Below are 14971 nucleotides of genomic sequence, written 5' to 3' on the forward strand. Positions count from 1 at the left end.
TGACGGGATTCAGGCCAGTAATGCCGCACAATGTGGCTTATCGTGGGTGATATTGAGGATCTGACAGACGGTGCCGCACAGCTCGGTTTGCAGTGGCGCAGCGTCTCCTAACGTGAACGCACTGCCGAAAACAAATAACGGCACCTGACGCTCTTCCGGCAAAATGCCGCCGTGGCTGCGATCGTCGTTCATGCCGTGATCGGCGGTGACAATCACCTGATAACCCGCCTCCAGCCAGTCACCTAAAAAGCGGGATAAAATTCCGTCCGCCGTCCGCGCTTTGTTGCGGTATTGCGGCGTTGAGAGGCCAAATTTGTGGCCCGCATCGTCAATGTTCATCGGGTGGATCAGCAGAAAATCGGGGTCATGACGGCGGCGCAGGCTTTCGGCATCGTCAAACAAATGCGAATCCGGATAAGCGTCATCGTAATAGAAATGACCGTGCTGAATTGCCAGCGTTTCATCGCTGGTATGGCGGTCACGCGGTGGGTCAAACGGCGTACGGTTATACAACTCGCTGACCCAGTGATAGGCCGCGGCCGCCGTCGTCAGACCGGCATCACGGGCATAATGAAAAATACTGCGTTGTGTGGATAAGCGATCGACCTGATTATTCACAATGCCGCTCACGATCGGCGTAATTCCGGTGAGGATGCACTCATATAGCGGCCGGGACAGCGAAGGCAAGGCACATTCCAGCTGATACAAGCGGCCTCGTCCTTCAGCACACTGCGCCTGTAAATACCCCATTGCGTCGCGGGCGACCTGATAATTCAGGCCGTCCAGTACTACCAGAATGCTTTTCATGAAACGTTTGCCTTTCTTGCAGGTGCTGAAATCCCCGCCGTCGTTCGGGCAACCCGAATGAGTTTGGGGATACTTTTATTATTTTTTTCAGGTAATTACTGCTGCATATTGATCATGACGTTTTCCTGCCACAGACGAGGCAGCGTTTTGGCGCTCTTGTCCCAGGCGGCAGGGTCAGCAATCGGATGGGCATTTTTGTACTCGCTGGACGGCAGCAGTTTAGCTTTCACGTCGTCAGGCAAGGTGATGTGGTCGGCACGGATTGGGCGGGCATAACCCTGCGCCAGATTGATCTGACCGGCATCGGAGAAGATATATTCGCGCGCCAGTTTGGCGGCGTTCGGGTGTTTAGCGAATTTGTTGATGATCGTGGTGTAACCGGATGTGATAGAGCCATCGGACGGGATAACAACGTCGAAGCGTGTTTTGTCGATTTTGTCGCGATAGCTCAGGCCGTTGAAGTCCCACACCACGCCGACCTGCACTTCGCCTTTTTCCAGAGAAGCGATCACCGGATTAGTGAGGCTCAGACGCCCTGCTTTCGCCAGTTTGCCGAAATATTCCAGACCCGGTTTCAGATTAGTTTCATTACCGCCCATGGCGTATGTGGCGGCAAGCACGCCGTTGGCAGCCTGCGCTGCGGTGCTGACATCCCCGATGGTGACTTTATATTTGCCCTTCAGTAGTTCAGCCCAACTGTGTGGTTCATCCTTCACTTGAGACTTATCGATAATGAACGCAATGGTTCCGGTGTAAGCGAGTGCCCACATACCCTCTTTGTCCTTCGCCCAGTCAGGCACCTGATCCCAGGTGGTTGGCTTATAAGGCTGGGTGACGCCCTTTTGCACGGCGACCGGTCCGAACGCGGCGCCTACATCACCAATGTCGGCACTGGCGTTATCTTTTTCAGCGAGGAATTTGGCAATTTCCTGCGCCGAACTCATGTCAGTATCGCTGTGTTTGAGACCGTATTTGGTGCTCAGATCACTCCAGGTCCCTTTCCAGTTGGCCCAGTCATCAGGCATACCGACACTGTTTACCGTTCCTTCAGCTTGCGCTGCTTTAAGAAGTTCAGCAGGAGGCTCAGCGGCAAAAGCCGTTGAGGTGGACAATACGAGCGCGCTGGTTAACACAGAAGCGAACAACTGTTTCATAACGGAAGCTCCAGATGGTAGGGTGTGAGGTGCTGGTCTAGTCCAGCAATAACCAAGCCAATCTAACGATCAATTGTGATAATTATATGTCAGCCTGAAAAAGCAGCAGTTTTAAGCTTCCAGCTGTTATCGGGCGCACATTATTTACACAAAAAAGGGTCGGATTGGTGCATAACCGCACTGAAATAAGGCTTGCTGACCGATGAGAGATCCGCAGACGACGTTGGCCGTGATCTGTAAGGCATTAAGTCAAAGTATCGCGACGGGGGAATTTTCGGCCGAGGGAAGGCTGCCCTCTGAGCGTGCGCTGAGCGAACGTTTTTCAACCACCCGTATCACGCTGCGGGAAGCATTAAGTCAGCTGGAAGCTCAGGGGCTGATTTACCGGGAAGTCCGCCGCGGCTGGTTTGTCTCACCGCCACGGATTATCTACAACCCGCTGCAACGCAGCCATTTTCATGCCATGGCGAGAGACCAGGGCCGCAGTGCGCAAACTGAAGTGATCGATGCCAGACAGTGCGCCGCAAGCGAAGCCGTAGGTCAGAAATTGCAGCTGCCGCCTGACAGTGAAGTGATATGTATCCGGCGGCTTCGTTACATCGACGGTCGCCCTGTCTTATACGTCGAGCATTATCTCAATGCGCTGTATTTTCAGGGCATTCTCGACGCGGACCTGACGTCCTCGCTGACCGACCTGTATGCCTCGCGTTATGACATTCACTACGGTCGGGTTCGTTTCGATATGGTGCCGACGCTGCTGACCGAAGAAGCTTCACGCGCGCTGAGGGTCGCCTCCGGTAGCCCGGCGTTATTTATTACGCGCACCAACCGCGATCAGCATGACCGGGTTATCGACTGCGATCTTGAATACTGGCGTTATGACGCGTTGCACATTGATGTGGAAGTGAACTGAGTGGGGAAAACAGATAAAAAAATGCCCGTTAATTAACGGGCATTTTTACGATCAGTCGGCGTCGTAGCCCAGATTCGGCGCCAGCCAGCGCTCAACTTCAGCGATCGGCATATTTTTACGCACCGCATAATCCTCCACCTGATCGCGCTGGATCTGCGCCACGGCGAAGTATTTGCTGTCCGGGTGACTGAAGTACCAGCCCGATACCGCCGCACCCGGCCACATGGCGAAAGATTCCGTCAGTTGCATACCGGTGTTGGTTTCCACATCCAATAATTTCCAGATCTGGCCCTTTTCTGTATGTTCAGGACAAGCCGGATAGCCTGGCGCAGGGCGGATGCCCTGATAATTTTCGCGGATCAATTCTTCGTTACTGAGATTCTCATTGGCCGCGAAGCCCCAGTACACTTTCCGTACTTTCTCGTGCAGATATTCCGCAAAGGCTTCGGCCAGACGGTCTGCCAGCGCCTTGATCATGATTTTGTTGTAGTCGTCATGCTGTTTGTCGTACGCCTCGGCCAGCGCGTCTTCCTCAAGCCCGCCGGTGACCGCAAACGCGCCCATATAATCTTTTTTGCCAGTGGATTTCGGGGCGACAAAGTCAGCCAGACAGTAGTTGGCGAAATCATTTTTTTCCGTCTGCTGACGCAGATGATGGCTGACTACCAGCACGTCCTGACGGCGTTCATCGCTGTAAATCTCAATATCATCGCCTTTGCGGTTTGCCGGAAATAAACCAACGACCCCACGCGGATTGAGCAGTTTCTCCAGCGAGAGTTTATCCAGCAGATCGTTGGCATCTTTGAACAGGCGCCTGGCTTCTTCGCCGACCACTTCATCTTCCAGAATGCGGGGATATTTACCCGCCAGCGACCAGGTCATGAAGAACGGCGTCCAGTCGATATAATTACGCAGCGTTTCAATACTGGCTTCCACTTTCTGCACACCCAGACGGTGCGCAACCGGCGGCGTATAGCTTTCCCAGTCAATCGTTGTAGCGTTATCACGTGCGACTTCCAGACTGACCGGCGGCGTGCGCGGCTTTTTACGGCCATGCTGAATACGCACGGTGTCGTACTCTTTGCGCGTGCGCTCAACAAAAGGACCGCGCTGTTCATCCGACAACAACGCAGACACCACGCCAACCGAACGTGAGGCGTTTTGCACATACACCGTTGGCCCGCTGTAATTTTGCTCGATTTTCACGGCGGTGTGCGCTTTGGAAGTCGTCGCCCCACCAATCAGCAGCGGCATGGTAAAACCACGGCGCTCCATCTCTTTTGCCACGTTCACCATTTCATCCAGCGAAGGCGTAATCAGCCCGGAAAGACCAATGATATCAACCTTTTCCTCAATGGCGGTTTTCAGAATTTTGTCAGTAGCAACCATTACGCCGAGATCAATAATCTCGTAGTTATTACACTGCAGCACCACGCCAACGATGTTTTTGCCAATGTCATGCACATCGCCTTTCACCGTGGCCAGCAAGATTTTGCCGTTGGTTTTGCCTTTCTCTTTGCTGGCTTCGATGTATGGCTCGAGGTAAGCCACCGCCTGTTTCATTACGCGCGCAGATTTTACCACCTGCGGCAGGAACATCTTACCGGCACCAAACAAGTCCCCGACCACGTTCATGCCGTCCATCAATGGTCCCTCGATCACTTCAATCGGGCGGGCAGCCTGCTGACGACACTCTTCGGTATCCAGTTCGATAAACTCAGTAATGCCTTTAATCAGGGAATATTCGAGACGTTTTTTGACGTCCCAGCCGCGCCATTCGGCCTGTTGTTTATTGGCTTCGCCGTCATCTTTGTTACCGCGATATTTTTCCGCCAGATCGAGCAACCGCTCCGTACCGTCATCGCGACGGTTCAAAATCACATCTTCCACGGCATCGCGCAGTTCGGCTGGTAAATCATCATAAATCGCTAACTGACCGGCGTTGACGATCCCCATGTCCATACCGTTTTGGATGGCGTGATAGAGGAATACGGCGTGAATAGCTTCGCGGACGTGATCATTGCCGCGAAAGGAGAACGAAACATTGGAAACACCACCGGAAATTAAGGCGTGCGGCAGCTGCGCTTTGATGTCAGCGCAGGCTTCGATAAAATCCACCGCGTAGTTGTTGTGTTCTTCGATACCGGTTGCGACGGCAAAGATATTCGGATCGAAAATGATGTCTTCCGGCGGGAAACCCACTTTTTCGGTCAGTAATTTATAGGCGCGGCGACAAATTTCAATTTTGCGCGAGCGGGTATCCGCCTGCCCGGTTTCATCAAACGCCATGACCACCACGGCAGCACCGTAGCGACGAACAATACGCGCATGGTGTAAGAAAGCCTCCTCACCTTCTTTCATCGATATCGAGTTAACAATGCCCTTGCCCTGAATGCACTTTAGCCCTTGCTCGATAACGTTCCACTTGGAGGAATCGATCATGATTGGTACACGGGCGATATCCGGTTCACCGGCAATCAGGTTAAGGAAACGCACCATCGCCGCTTCGGCGTCCAGCATCCCTTCATCCATGTTGATATCGATGATTTGCGCACCGCTTTCTACCTGCTGGCGGGCAACCGCCAGCGCTTCGGCATATTTCTCTTCTTTGATCAGACGTTTAAAGCGCGCTGAGCCAGTGACGTTGGTACGCTCACCCACATTAACGAACAGTGTTTTCGGATCGATGGTCAGCGGTTCAAGCCCGGCCAGACGACAGGCGACAGGAATGTCCGGTATGACGCGTGGTGGCACGCCTTCGACGGCTTTGACCATCGCCGCGATGTGCGCGGGCGTTGTACCACAGCAACCACCGACAATGTTCAGGAAGCCCGAGCGCGCCCATTCGCCAATATGCTCGGCCATTTCTTTGGCTTCAAGATCGTACTCACCGAAGGCATTCGGCAGCCCGGCGTTCGGGTGGGCCGTAACGTAGCATTCCGCGATACGGGATAATTCGGCGACGTATTCACGTAATTCATCCGGGCCCAGTGCGCAGTTCAGGCCGAAGGTTAGCGGTTTGACGTGACGCAGGGAGTTGTAAAAGGCTTCAGTCGTCTGGCCTGACAAGGTACGGCCGGAGGCATCGGTGATTGTGCCGGAGACCATGACCGGCAGCACAATACCCAATGCTTCAAATTCTGTTTCTACCGCAAACGTGGCGGCTTTGGCATTGAGCGTGTCAAACACGGTTTCGATCATGATCAGATCAGCGCCACCTTTGATCAGCGCACGGGTGGATTCGCGGTAGGCTTCCACCAGTTGATCGAAAGAGACGTTACGGAATGCCGGATCGTTCACATCCGGAGAGATCGAGGCGGTGCGGTTGGTCGGCCCTAAAACACCCGCAACGTAACGCGGTTTCTCTGGTGTGCGGGCGGTCCATTCGTCTGCGCAGATACGCGCCAGACGGGCGGCTTCATAGTTAATTTCAGACGACAACGACTCCATGCGGTAGTCAGCCATCGCGATAGTGGTGGAGTTGAAAGTGTTGGTTTCAAGGATATCTGCGCCAGCGGCCAGGTAGCCGTTATGGATCTCGACGATCACTTCCGGTTTGCTTAACACCAGAAGATCGTTATTGCCTTTAAGATCGCTTTCCCAGTCGGCAAAACGCTCGCCGCGGTAATCCTCTTCTTCCAGACGATAGCTTTGGATCATGGTGCCCATGCCGCCGTCCAGAACCATTATGCGCTGTGCCAGCTGCTTATGTAGCGCTTCTACTCGATTAGTCACTTTCACCTCATCACCCATCACGCACACCGGGCAAATTGTTCACTCATGCACCGGAAATTATGGTCAACATCCTAGCATACCTTCCCGAACCAAAAGGCCGTGCCGACGTGAGACTTTTTCAATTCGGGAAGACATCCCGCAAATGCAATGCAACACATCGGATGAGCGCAAAGGCAGGTTGCGATCCATACTGTAAAAACGAAAACTACTTCCAAAAATGATTTTTCTTCGCCAACCTTTGGCGCATCTTACAAGGAACAGGCTTATGGCAACGTCCGCATCGACCCCGGCCAAACGCGCTAAAAAAACCAAAGCCGCAGCCGCAACAGGCAGCGCCGCCACCGGACAGGTCCAGTCCCTGACCCGTGGCCTCAAATTGCTGGAATATATTGCCCAGGCACAGGGCAGCGTAGCGCTAACCGATCTGGCTCAGCAGGCCGGTTTACCGAATTCCACCACGCACCGTTTGCTGACCACCATGCAGCAGCAGGGATTTGTGCGTCAGGTCGGGGATTTAGGTCTGTGGACAATTGGCTCGCATGCATTTGTGGTGGGCAGCAGCTTTCTGCAAAGCCGTAACTTGCTGGCGATGGTGCATCCAATGCTCCGCCGCCTGATGGAAGAATCCGGCGAGACCGTGAATCTGGCGGTGCTGGATCACAGTGACTATCAGGCGATCATCATCGATCAGGTGCAATGTAATGCGCTAATGCGAATGTCAGCGCCGATCGGAGGAAAACTGCCGATGCACGCCTCGGGCGCGGGGAAAGCGTTTCTATCCACATTGCCGGAAGAGCGGCTGGTGAAACTGCTGCATAAAATCGGGTTGCATAGCTATACGCCGCTGACTAAAACCTCGCCGGTAAATCTGAAGCAAGAACTGACGGAAACGCGCAAGCGCGGGTATGCCTTTGATGACGAGGAGCACGCACTGGGACTGCGCTGTGTAGCGACCTGCATTTACGATGAGCATAACGATGCCTATGCAGCGATTTCGATTTCAGGCCCGGTCTCACGCATCACCGATGACCGAGTGACCGAACTGGGTGCACTGGTGATCCACGCAGCAAAAGAAATTACGCAGGCTTATGGTGGTGGACACTGATTTTCAGATGAAGTGACCATGAAATAATTTGGGTTAAGTCATGCTCTTATGCTTAACTCATTGATAGTCAGTCAAGACCTTTAATTTTTCCAGGTAGTAATTTATAAGGATATTTATGCCAAGTGTATTCGGCTCGAAAAATCGTGGTCATTCAGGGTCTCCTTTTATCTCTTCATCATCCGTCACCCCGATACCTGTTGATTCTACGTCTTTACAAGCACCTGCCACAAAAAATCAACTTTTCATTTTAGGGTGTAATTCACCTACTGATTATTTTTTCAAACCAGTTAATGATATTCCCAAATTCAGACCACGACTTCATGGCCGTTTCTTATTTGCTATACTGGCAAGCGAACCGGAAACAATTTATTGCGGACAGCCGTACGATATTCTCAATAGAATGATGGAAGGTAATCAACACAAAGTTGAAAGACACGTCAGCAATGCCTCTATACATCCCTATAAAAGTGAGCGTCGCGGGAGCGATCCGGGGCTAGGAACAAACGGTCATATTTCCCATCCGTTCTATGGGTTTTTATCAGATAAGCGGGTTGAAATAGAAGGTCACACTTCCATCACTATGTGGAAACCCGTCCTTTTTGCGGGTGATATGACATTTAATAATGGAAGATTAACGATGTGGACAAATAATAGTGGTCATTATCGTCCACCGTCTCAATTACGCAGTACCAATTTATCTGCGAATATTAAACGCTTACTTCCGGGACATCTTTACCAGGAATGTATCTTTAATGATTTAAGTGTTGTTAATCCGTCAGGTTCAGTGATTTCACGCCATCTCTCGGATTTTTCGAGTTAATAACAATATAACTTATGAGACATCCCTGAAATGCAAAGTTCAGGGATATCCGTATTCACCAGCCGGGCTAGGTTTAAAGCGCTGGCAACGCCGGTAGGCAAACACATCTTCCACATGCCCTTCACGAATACGCTGTTGTAAACCGCGCCAGTAATCCGCCTGAAACAGGTCATCGTGGACAGCTTCAAAGATCTGCCTGATACGTTTATCGCTGCATAAAAAATGTCGGAATTCTTCGGGGAAAACATCGTTCTGCGCGATGCTGTACCAGGGTTCGCTGGCCAGTTCGTCTTCTGGAAAACGCGGTGAGGGAATATTACGGAAATTCACTTCAGTCATATAACAGATTTCATCGTAATCATAAAACACTACGCGGCCGTGGCGGGTCACGCCAAAGTTTTTGAACAACATATCGCCGGGAAAAATATTGGCGGCTGCCAGCTGTTTTATTGCGTTCCCGTATTCTTCGATCACGTCATACAGCTGCTGATCGCTGGCCTGCTCCAGATAGATATTCAGCGGGGTCATACGTCGTTCGATGTACAAATGCCGCAGAACAATACTGTTTCCCAAATCCTCCATCTTTGCCGGTACCTCTCGCTGTAACTCCGCCATCAGTTCCGGGCTGATATTTTTCTTCGGCAGAATAAAGTGCTCAAACTCCTGGGTATCCGCCATACGTCCAACACGGTCATGTTCTTTGACCAGCTGATAGCACGCCATGACCTGCGCTTCGGTGACCTCTTTTTGCGGCGCGAAACGATCTTTTATCACTTTAAAAACACGGTCGCTGCCTGGCAGGGTAAACACCAGCATCACCATGCCTTTGACACCCGGTGCCACAATGAAAGATTCATCGGTCTGCGCCATAAAACGTAAATGCTCACGATAACACTCCGTTTTTGCGTGCTTCTGGCAGCCGATGGCGCTGTAGAGTTCGGCGGTGGTTTTGGCCGGTAAAATCTCACGCAACCATTCCACCAGCGCACCGGGCTGAGGGGCATACACCATGAAATACGATCGGGCAAAGCCGAAGACAATACTGGCGTCGTTGCTGTCGGTGAGACAGGCATCGACGAACAACATGCTTTTATGCCCCAGATGCACAGGCAGCAACAACGGAAAACCCTGCTGCCCGACTCTGATTTTACCAATGACCCATGCGGCTTTGTTGCGGTAAAAAATCTCCATCGCTATCTCAATCACAGCGTCAGAGAGTTGTACCGCAGAAAAACGTTGTTGCAACGCTGTGGCGATATATTCGACATCACGCGGGGCGTTTTCCCAGGGTAAGCGCATTGGGAGATCGCCAAGCACCTTTTCAAGCGTGGTCGTCAGATTTCCCTGAACCAGGTATTTACGCGCTAACGGGCGCGGGCAGTGTCGCTGCGGATGAGCGGGCTGCCCACTGAAAATATAGAGTTTATCTGCGGTCAGATCGCGGTGTTTGAAAATCCGGCAATAGACTGAATTAAAGAAGCTTTCAGCAATTTCTGCCCGTGGATAGTCTGGCAGCAGTTCTGAGTAACAATTTTTGACCCGAATCAGAAAAGCCGCATCATAAAAATGAGGGCCAGTGATGCATTTAAGCTGGGCGACCACCAGCCCGACGTGATGATCGTAAAGATGGATCCGTTGCTTCATCGCCGCCTGTACCGCGGGCCAGTCTGCCTGCTCGAATCTCTGCTGAGCACCGGCGGTCACTTCCAGAAAACGGCCATACTGCGCATCGAACCCTTGTAAAATCGTCTGGGCAATCAACAGCTCTATGCGCATCGTCTGGCTCCTGAAGAAGAAATGCCCGACTTTCGCCGGGCAGAATAAAAATCAGTGATGTGTCGGCGAGAATTGCTGCTCTTCCGTTGAACCCGTTAAAGCAGTCACCGAGGAGTGCCCACCCTGAATGATGTTAGTGACCTTATCGAAATAGCCGGTGCCCACTTCCTGCTGATGAGAAGCAAAGGTATAGCCGCGACTGATGGCTGCAAACTCCGGTTCCTGCACTTTTTCAACGTAATGTTTCATGCCTTCGCCCTGCGCGTAAGCATGGGCCAAATCGAACATGTTGAACCACATACTGTGGATACCTGCCAGCGTGATGAACTGATACTGGTAGCCCATCGCGGCAAGCTGATCCTGGAAGCTGGCGATGGTCTTATCGTCGAGATTTTTCTTCCAGTTAAACGAGGGTGAGCAGTTGTACGCCAGCAGTTTTCCTGGGGATTTTGCGTGGATGGCGTCCGCAAATCGCCGGGCAAGCGCCAGATCCGGTGTCGAGGTTTCGCACCAGACGATATCAGCATAAGGGGCATAAGCCAGCCCGCGGCTGATGGCCTGTTCGATTCCGGCGTTAGTGCGGTAAAAACCTTCGTGCGTCCTTTCGCCAGTAATAAACTGGCTGTCATAGGGGTCACAATCGGATGTCAGTAAATCCGCCGCATCGGCATCTGTTCTTGCGACCAGTAACGTCGGAACGCCGAGCACATCTGCCGCAAGACGTGCGGAAACCAGCTTTTGCACCGCCTCCTGAGTCGGTACTAGCACCTTGCCGCCCATGTGCCCGCATTTTTTCACCGCTGCAAGTTGATCTTCGAAATGCACCGCCGCTGCGCCCGCTTCGATCATGGATTTCATCAGCTCAAATGCATTCAATACACCGCCAAACCCGGCTTCAGCATCAGCAACAATCGGCAGAAAGTAATCTGTGTAACCCGGCTGCCCCGGTTCAATGTTATTCGACCACTGAATTTGATCGGCGCGGCGGAAGGTATTATTAATGCGTGCCACGACTTCCGGAACGGAATTCACCGGATACAATGACTGGTCGGGATACATGCTGGATGCAGTATTGGCATCCGCAGCGACCTGCCAGCCGGAGAGATAAATGGCTTCGATACCGGCTTTCGCCTGCTGCAATGCCTGACCGCCGGTCAGCGCGCCGAGACAGTTCACATACCCTTTACGTGATGAACCGTGCAATAACCGCCACAAACGGGATGCGCCATGCTGTGCCAGCGTGCACTCAGGGTTAACGGAGCCGCGCAGACTGATCACTTCAGCGGCGGTATACGGACGGGTAATGCCTTTCCAGCGTGGCTGGCTCCAGGTTTCTTCAAGCTGCTGAATTTGCTGAGTACGTGTTATTTTCATGGCAAATGCTCCGGTCTTTTTTATAGGTAGGGTAAGAAGGATCAGGCCAGCAGCTGATAGCCCGGCAGTGTCAGGAAGTCGATAAGCTCATCCTGAGTAGTGATTTTTTCCATCAAAGCGGCAGCCTGCGTGAAGCGGCCAGCGCTGAAACGTTGTTCTCCCAGTTCTTGCTGGATCACCAGCATTTCTTCATTCAGCATCCGGCGGAACAGGGGCTTGGTCACCAGTTGGCCGTCGCTGAGCGTTTTGCCATGACGGATCCACTGCCAGATGGAGGTACGGGAGATTTCTGCAGTTGCTGCGTCTTCCATCAGCCCGTAAATCGGTACGCAACCGTTGCCGGAAATCCAGGCTTCGATGTACTGAATCGCCACACGGATATTGGCGCGCATGCCCTCTTCGGTACGCTCGCCGGAGCAGGGTTCAAGCAACTGCTGAGCGGTAATTTCCTCATCTTCTTCGCGCATGACATCAAGCTGATTAGTACGCGATCCGAGTGCTTTATCGAAGACTTCCAGCACCGTGTCGGCCAGCCCTGGATGCGCGATCCACGTGCCGTCATGTCCGTTGTTCGCCTCAAGCTCTTTATCGGTTCTGACTTTATTGAGCACCAGTTCATTACGCTGGACATCTTTGCTGGGGATAAATGCCGCCATGCCGCCCATAGCAAAGGCACCGCGACGGTGGCAGGTCTTGATCAGCAACCGCGAGTAGGCGCTAAGGAAAGGCTGGGTCATGGTGACCGACTGGCGATCGGGTAAAACGCGATCACTATGATTTTTTAGCGTTTTGATATAACTGAAGATGTAATCCCATCGACCGCAGTTAAGTCCGACAATGTGATCTCGCAGGTGGTACAGGATTTCGTCCATCTGGAAAACGGCGGGCAGCGTCTCAATTAATACGGTCGCTTTGATTGTGCCGCGCGGTAAATCTGCGTAGTCCTCGGCAAAGCTGAAGACCTGACTCCACCAGTCAGCTTCATGATAAGACTGCATTTTTGGCAAATAAAAATAGGGACCGCTGTCTTTAGCGAGCAAGGCGCGATAGTTGTGGAAAAAGTACAAAGCGAAATCGAACAATGAACCAGGGATCGCTTCGCCCTGCCATGTCACATGCTTCTCTGGGAGATGCAGACCGCGAACGCGGCAAATCAGCACCGCAGGATCAGGCTTGAGCTGATAAATTTTACCGGATTCATTGGTGTGGCTGATGGTCCCATTTACCGCATCCCGCAAATTGATTTGCCCTTCAATGACCTTCTGCCAGTCAGGAGCCAGCGAATCTTCAAAGTCAGCCATAAAAACTTTCACATTGGCATTGAGCGCGTTAATCACCATTTTGCGCTCAACCGGTCCGGTAATTTCAACGCGACGGTCCAACAAATCAGTTGGAATATTACGAATTTTCCAGTCTGATTTTTTTATGGAATCTGTTTCCGAAATAAAATCAGGAAATTCTCCTTGATCAATTTTCTGCTGTACAGCGATGCGGTCTGCCAACAGTCGGTTACGCGTCGGGGTGAAATGCACCACCAGTTCTGACAAAAAATTGACGGCTTCTTCCGTCAGGATAAGGGGTTCATGCTCACCAAATTGGCGTGTAAAGCCAAGCTGACTGCAGGTAATTTGCTCTGACATCGCTATTCTCCTGATTTATCTGCGTAATCTGCCAGACCGCCTCACTGGACAGATGCTATTACGGTAGGAAATAAACCAGTCTCGTCAGCCAATCTCTATGACGATTTCTTTCTGGTTATTTATCACCCGATAGACTTAAGCGTAATCAGGAATTACATAAAATCAAAAACGATTTCCATTTTATTTTTAGTTTTGAAATATATTCATTTTAATCAAATAGATACTGAGAAATATAATTATTCAGAAATGATAATGAATTTCGAAATCTAGAAAAAACTGTTAGGGGATGTACCGAAAAGTAGGGTGATCGCGGGGAAGAAGTAAATCCGGCAGACGATCAGGCGTGATCGTTTTCCGGATCTTTAAGTCTGTTATTCCAGGGTTGGATTCATCTGGCGAAGATCAAACGGTGTGATCTGATAGACGTAGTAGTTAAGCCAGTTCGTAAAGAGCAAATGGCCGTGACTACGCCAGGTCGCCTTTGGCGATAACTCGGCATTATCTTGCGGAAAATAGTTGTAAGGCATGTCTGGAGATAGCCCTGCTGCGACATCTCGGAGATATTCACCGGCCAGAGTACCTGCATCATATTCAGGATGCCCGGTGACGAAGGCCATTCGCTTATCTTTAGTCGCAAACAAATAAGCTCCCGCTTCTTCAGATTCAGCAAAAATATCCAGATCCGTGTACTGACGCAGGACCTCCGCCGGGAAATCTGCATAGCGGGAGTGTGGTGCCAGGAAAGTTTCATCAAATCCGCGAGTTAGCAATGCAATGGATTGCAGTGTCTGATGCGGATAAACACCTGACAGCTTAGTTTCGCGCGTCATTTTGGGAATGTCGTATAACACATTTAAAGCCGCCTGAACCGCCCAACATACAAACAGCGTCGAAGTAACGTGCTCCTTTGCCCAGTGGATAACGCGCTCTATCTCAGGCCAGTAGGCGACATCGCAGAAATCGACGAGTCCGAGAGGTGCTCCGGTGACAATCAGACCGTCATAGTTGTCATGCTGGATATCTTCGAAATCACAGTAGAAGTTATCAAGATGCTCAGCTGGCGTATTTTTTGACTCGCGGTTATCGATGCGCAGAAGCTGAACATCAATTTGCAAAGGAGAGTTGGAAAGCAGCCGTAAAAACTGATTTTCGGTCTCAATTTTCTTTGGCATCAGGTTAAGTACCAGCACTTTCAAAGGTCTGATTTCCTGAGTTTTTGCGCGCGACGATGTCATTACAAAGACGTTCTCATTGCGCAGGAAATTCACGGCTGGTAACTCATCTGGAACCCGAATCGGCATAGCAACTTCCTCACTGCATCCATTTATACGTTTAGACTTCTAGATAGCCGAAGATAGCGAACTTTAGCAGCAATGTCGAGCCTGCAAGCAGTAAGTGAAAATGTTTCAGCTTCAGTTATTTATTTAGACGTTTTAGATATATAGAGACATATATTAGGGGAATCAAGCGATAAAGCAGTGGCTCATAAACAGTGGATTTGAGCAGAAAACGTTCTGATATGTAAACGGAACCACCTATTCCCCTTCACTTCCCAAATTCCAGACAGCAAAAAGCCCTGTACGTCAGTACAGGGCTTTCCACTTATTTGATGCCTGGCAGTTCCCTACTCTCGCATGGGGAGACCCC

Annotated in this window: 10 protein-coding genes; 3 read left to right on the plus strand and 7 right to left on the minus strand. The window is 51.2% G+C overall.

The annotated features are described in order from the left end of the window. Nucleotides 1–9 precede the first annotated feature (9 nt). Nucleotides 10–807, minus strand: a complete 798-nt coding sequence (locus tag AC0Z7K_RS22440) for an alkaline phosphatase family protein (RefSeq protein WP_485616016.1) — start codon at nucleotides 805–807, stop codon at nucleotides 10–12. Between the two features lie 95 nt (nucleotides 808–902). After that, entirely contained in the window at nucleotides 903–1961 is a 1059-nt protein-coding gene (locus AC0Z7K_RS22445; protein WP_485616017.1) for an ABC transporter substrate-binding protein, read from the minus strand. 202 nt (nucleotides 1962–2163) lie between these two features. Between AC0Z7K_RS22445 and AC0Z7K_RS22450 the strand changes: the two genes are divergently transcribed. Further along, nucleotides 2164–2874, plus strand: coding sequence for a UTRA domain-containing protein (locus AC0Z7K_RS22450; RefSeq protein ID WP_413530465.1), 711 nt, complete (start codon nucleotides 2164–2166; stop codon nucleotides 2872–2874). Between the two features lie 51 nt (nucleotides 2875–2925). On the opposite strand, the gene metH is transcribed toward AC0Z7K_RS22450, so the two are convergent. After that, nucleotides 2926–6627: a methionine synthase gene (gene metH / locus AC0Z7K_RS22455; RefSeq protein ID WP_485616018.1), complete on the minus strand. Its 3702-nt coding sequence runs from the start codon at nucleotides 6625–6627 to the stop codon at nucleotides 2926–2928. Nucleotides 6628–6874: 247 nt separating this feature from the next. On the opposite strand from metH, the gene iclR reads away from it, so the two are divergent. Beyond that, the gene (gene iclR / locus AC0Z7K_RS22460) at nucleotides 6875–7714 is read left to right on the plus strand and encodes a glyoxylate bypass operon transcriptional repressor IclR (protein ID WP_485616020.1); all 840 of its coding nucleotides are present in this window, start codon (nucleotides 6875–6877) and stop codon (nucleotides 7712–7714) included. A 115-nt stretch (nucleotides 7715–7829) separates the two neighbouring features. Then, nucleotides 7830–8534, plus strand: a complete 705-nt coding sequence (locus tag AC0Z7K_RS22465) for a hypothetical protein (RefSeq protein ID WP_485616022.1) — start codon at nucleotides 7830–7832, stop codon at nucleotides 8532–8534. A 39-nt stretch (nucleotides 8535–8573) separates the two neighbouring features. On the opposite strand, the gene aceK is transcribed toward AC0Z7K_RS22465, so the two are convergent. The 4 genes from aceK to metA form a co-directional block, all read right to left on the minus strand. Then, nucleotides 8574–10310 carry a bifunctional isocitrate dehydrogenase kinase/phosphatase gene (gene aceK, locus AC0Z7K_RS22470; protein ID WP_485616023.1) on the minus strand — a complete coding sequence of 579 codons (1737 nt, stop codon included), beginning with the start codon at nucleotides 10308–10310 and terminating at the stop codon, nucleotides 8574–8576. Nucleotides 10311–10361: 51 nt separating this feature from the next. Beyond that, the gene (aceA, locus tag AC0Z7K_RS22475) at nucleotides 10362–11684 is read right to left on the minus strand and encodes an isocitrate lyase (protein WP_485616024.1); all 1323 of its coding nucleotides are present in this window, start codon (nucleotides 11682–11684) and stop codon (nucleotides 10362–10364) included. Nucleotides 11685–11725: 41 nt separating this feature from the next. Further along, on the minus strand, nucleotides 11726–13324 hold the full coding sequence (aceB, locus tag AC0Z7K_RS22480; RefSeq protein WP_485616025.1) for a malate synthase A: 1599 nt from the start codon (nucleotides 13322–13324) through the stop codon (nucleotides 11726–11728). A gap of 371 nt (nucleotides 13325–13695) precedes the next feature. Then, nucleotides 13696–14625 (minus strand): homoserine O-succinyltransferase MetA, encoded by a 930-nt coding sequence (metA, locus tag AC0Z7K_RS22485; RefSeq protein WP_485616026.1) that lies wholly within the window; start codon nucleotides 14623–14625, stop codon nucleotides 13696–13698. Nucleotides 14626–14971 lie beyond the last annotated feature (346 nt).

This window comes from Rahnella sp. 1L-D-7-B-C2, assembly GCF_057290995.1.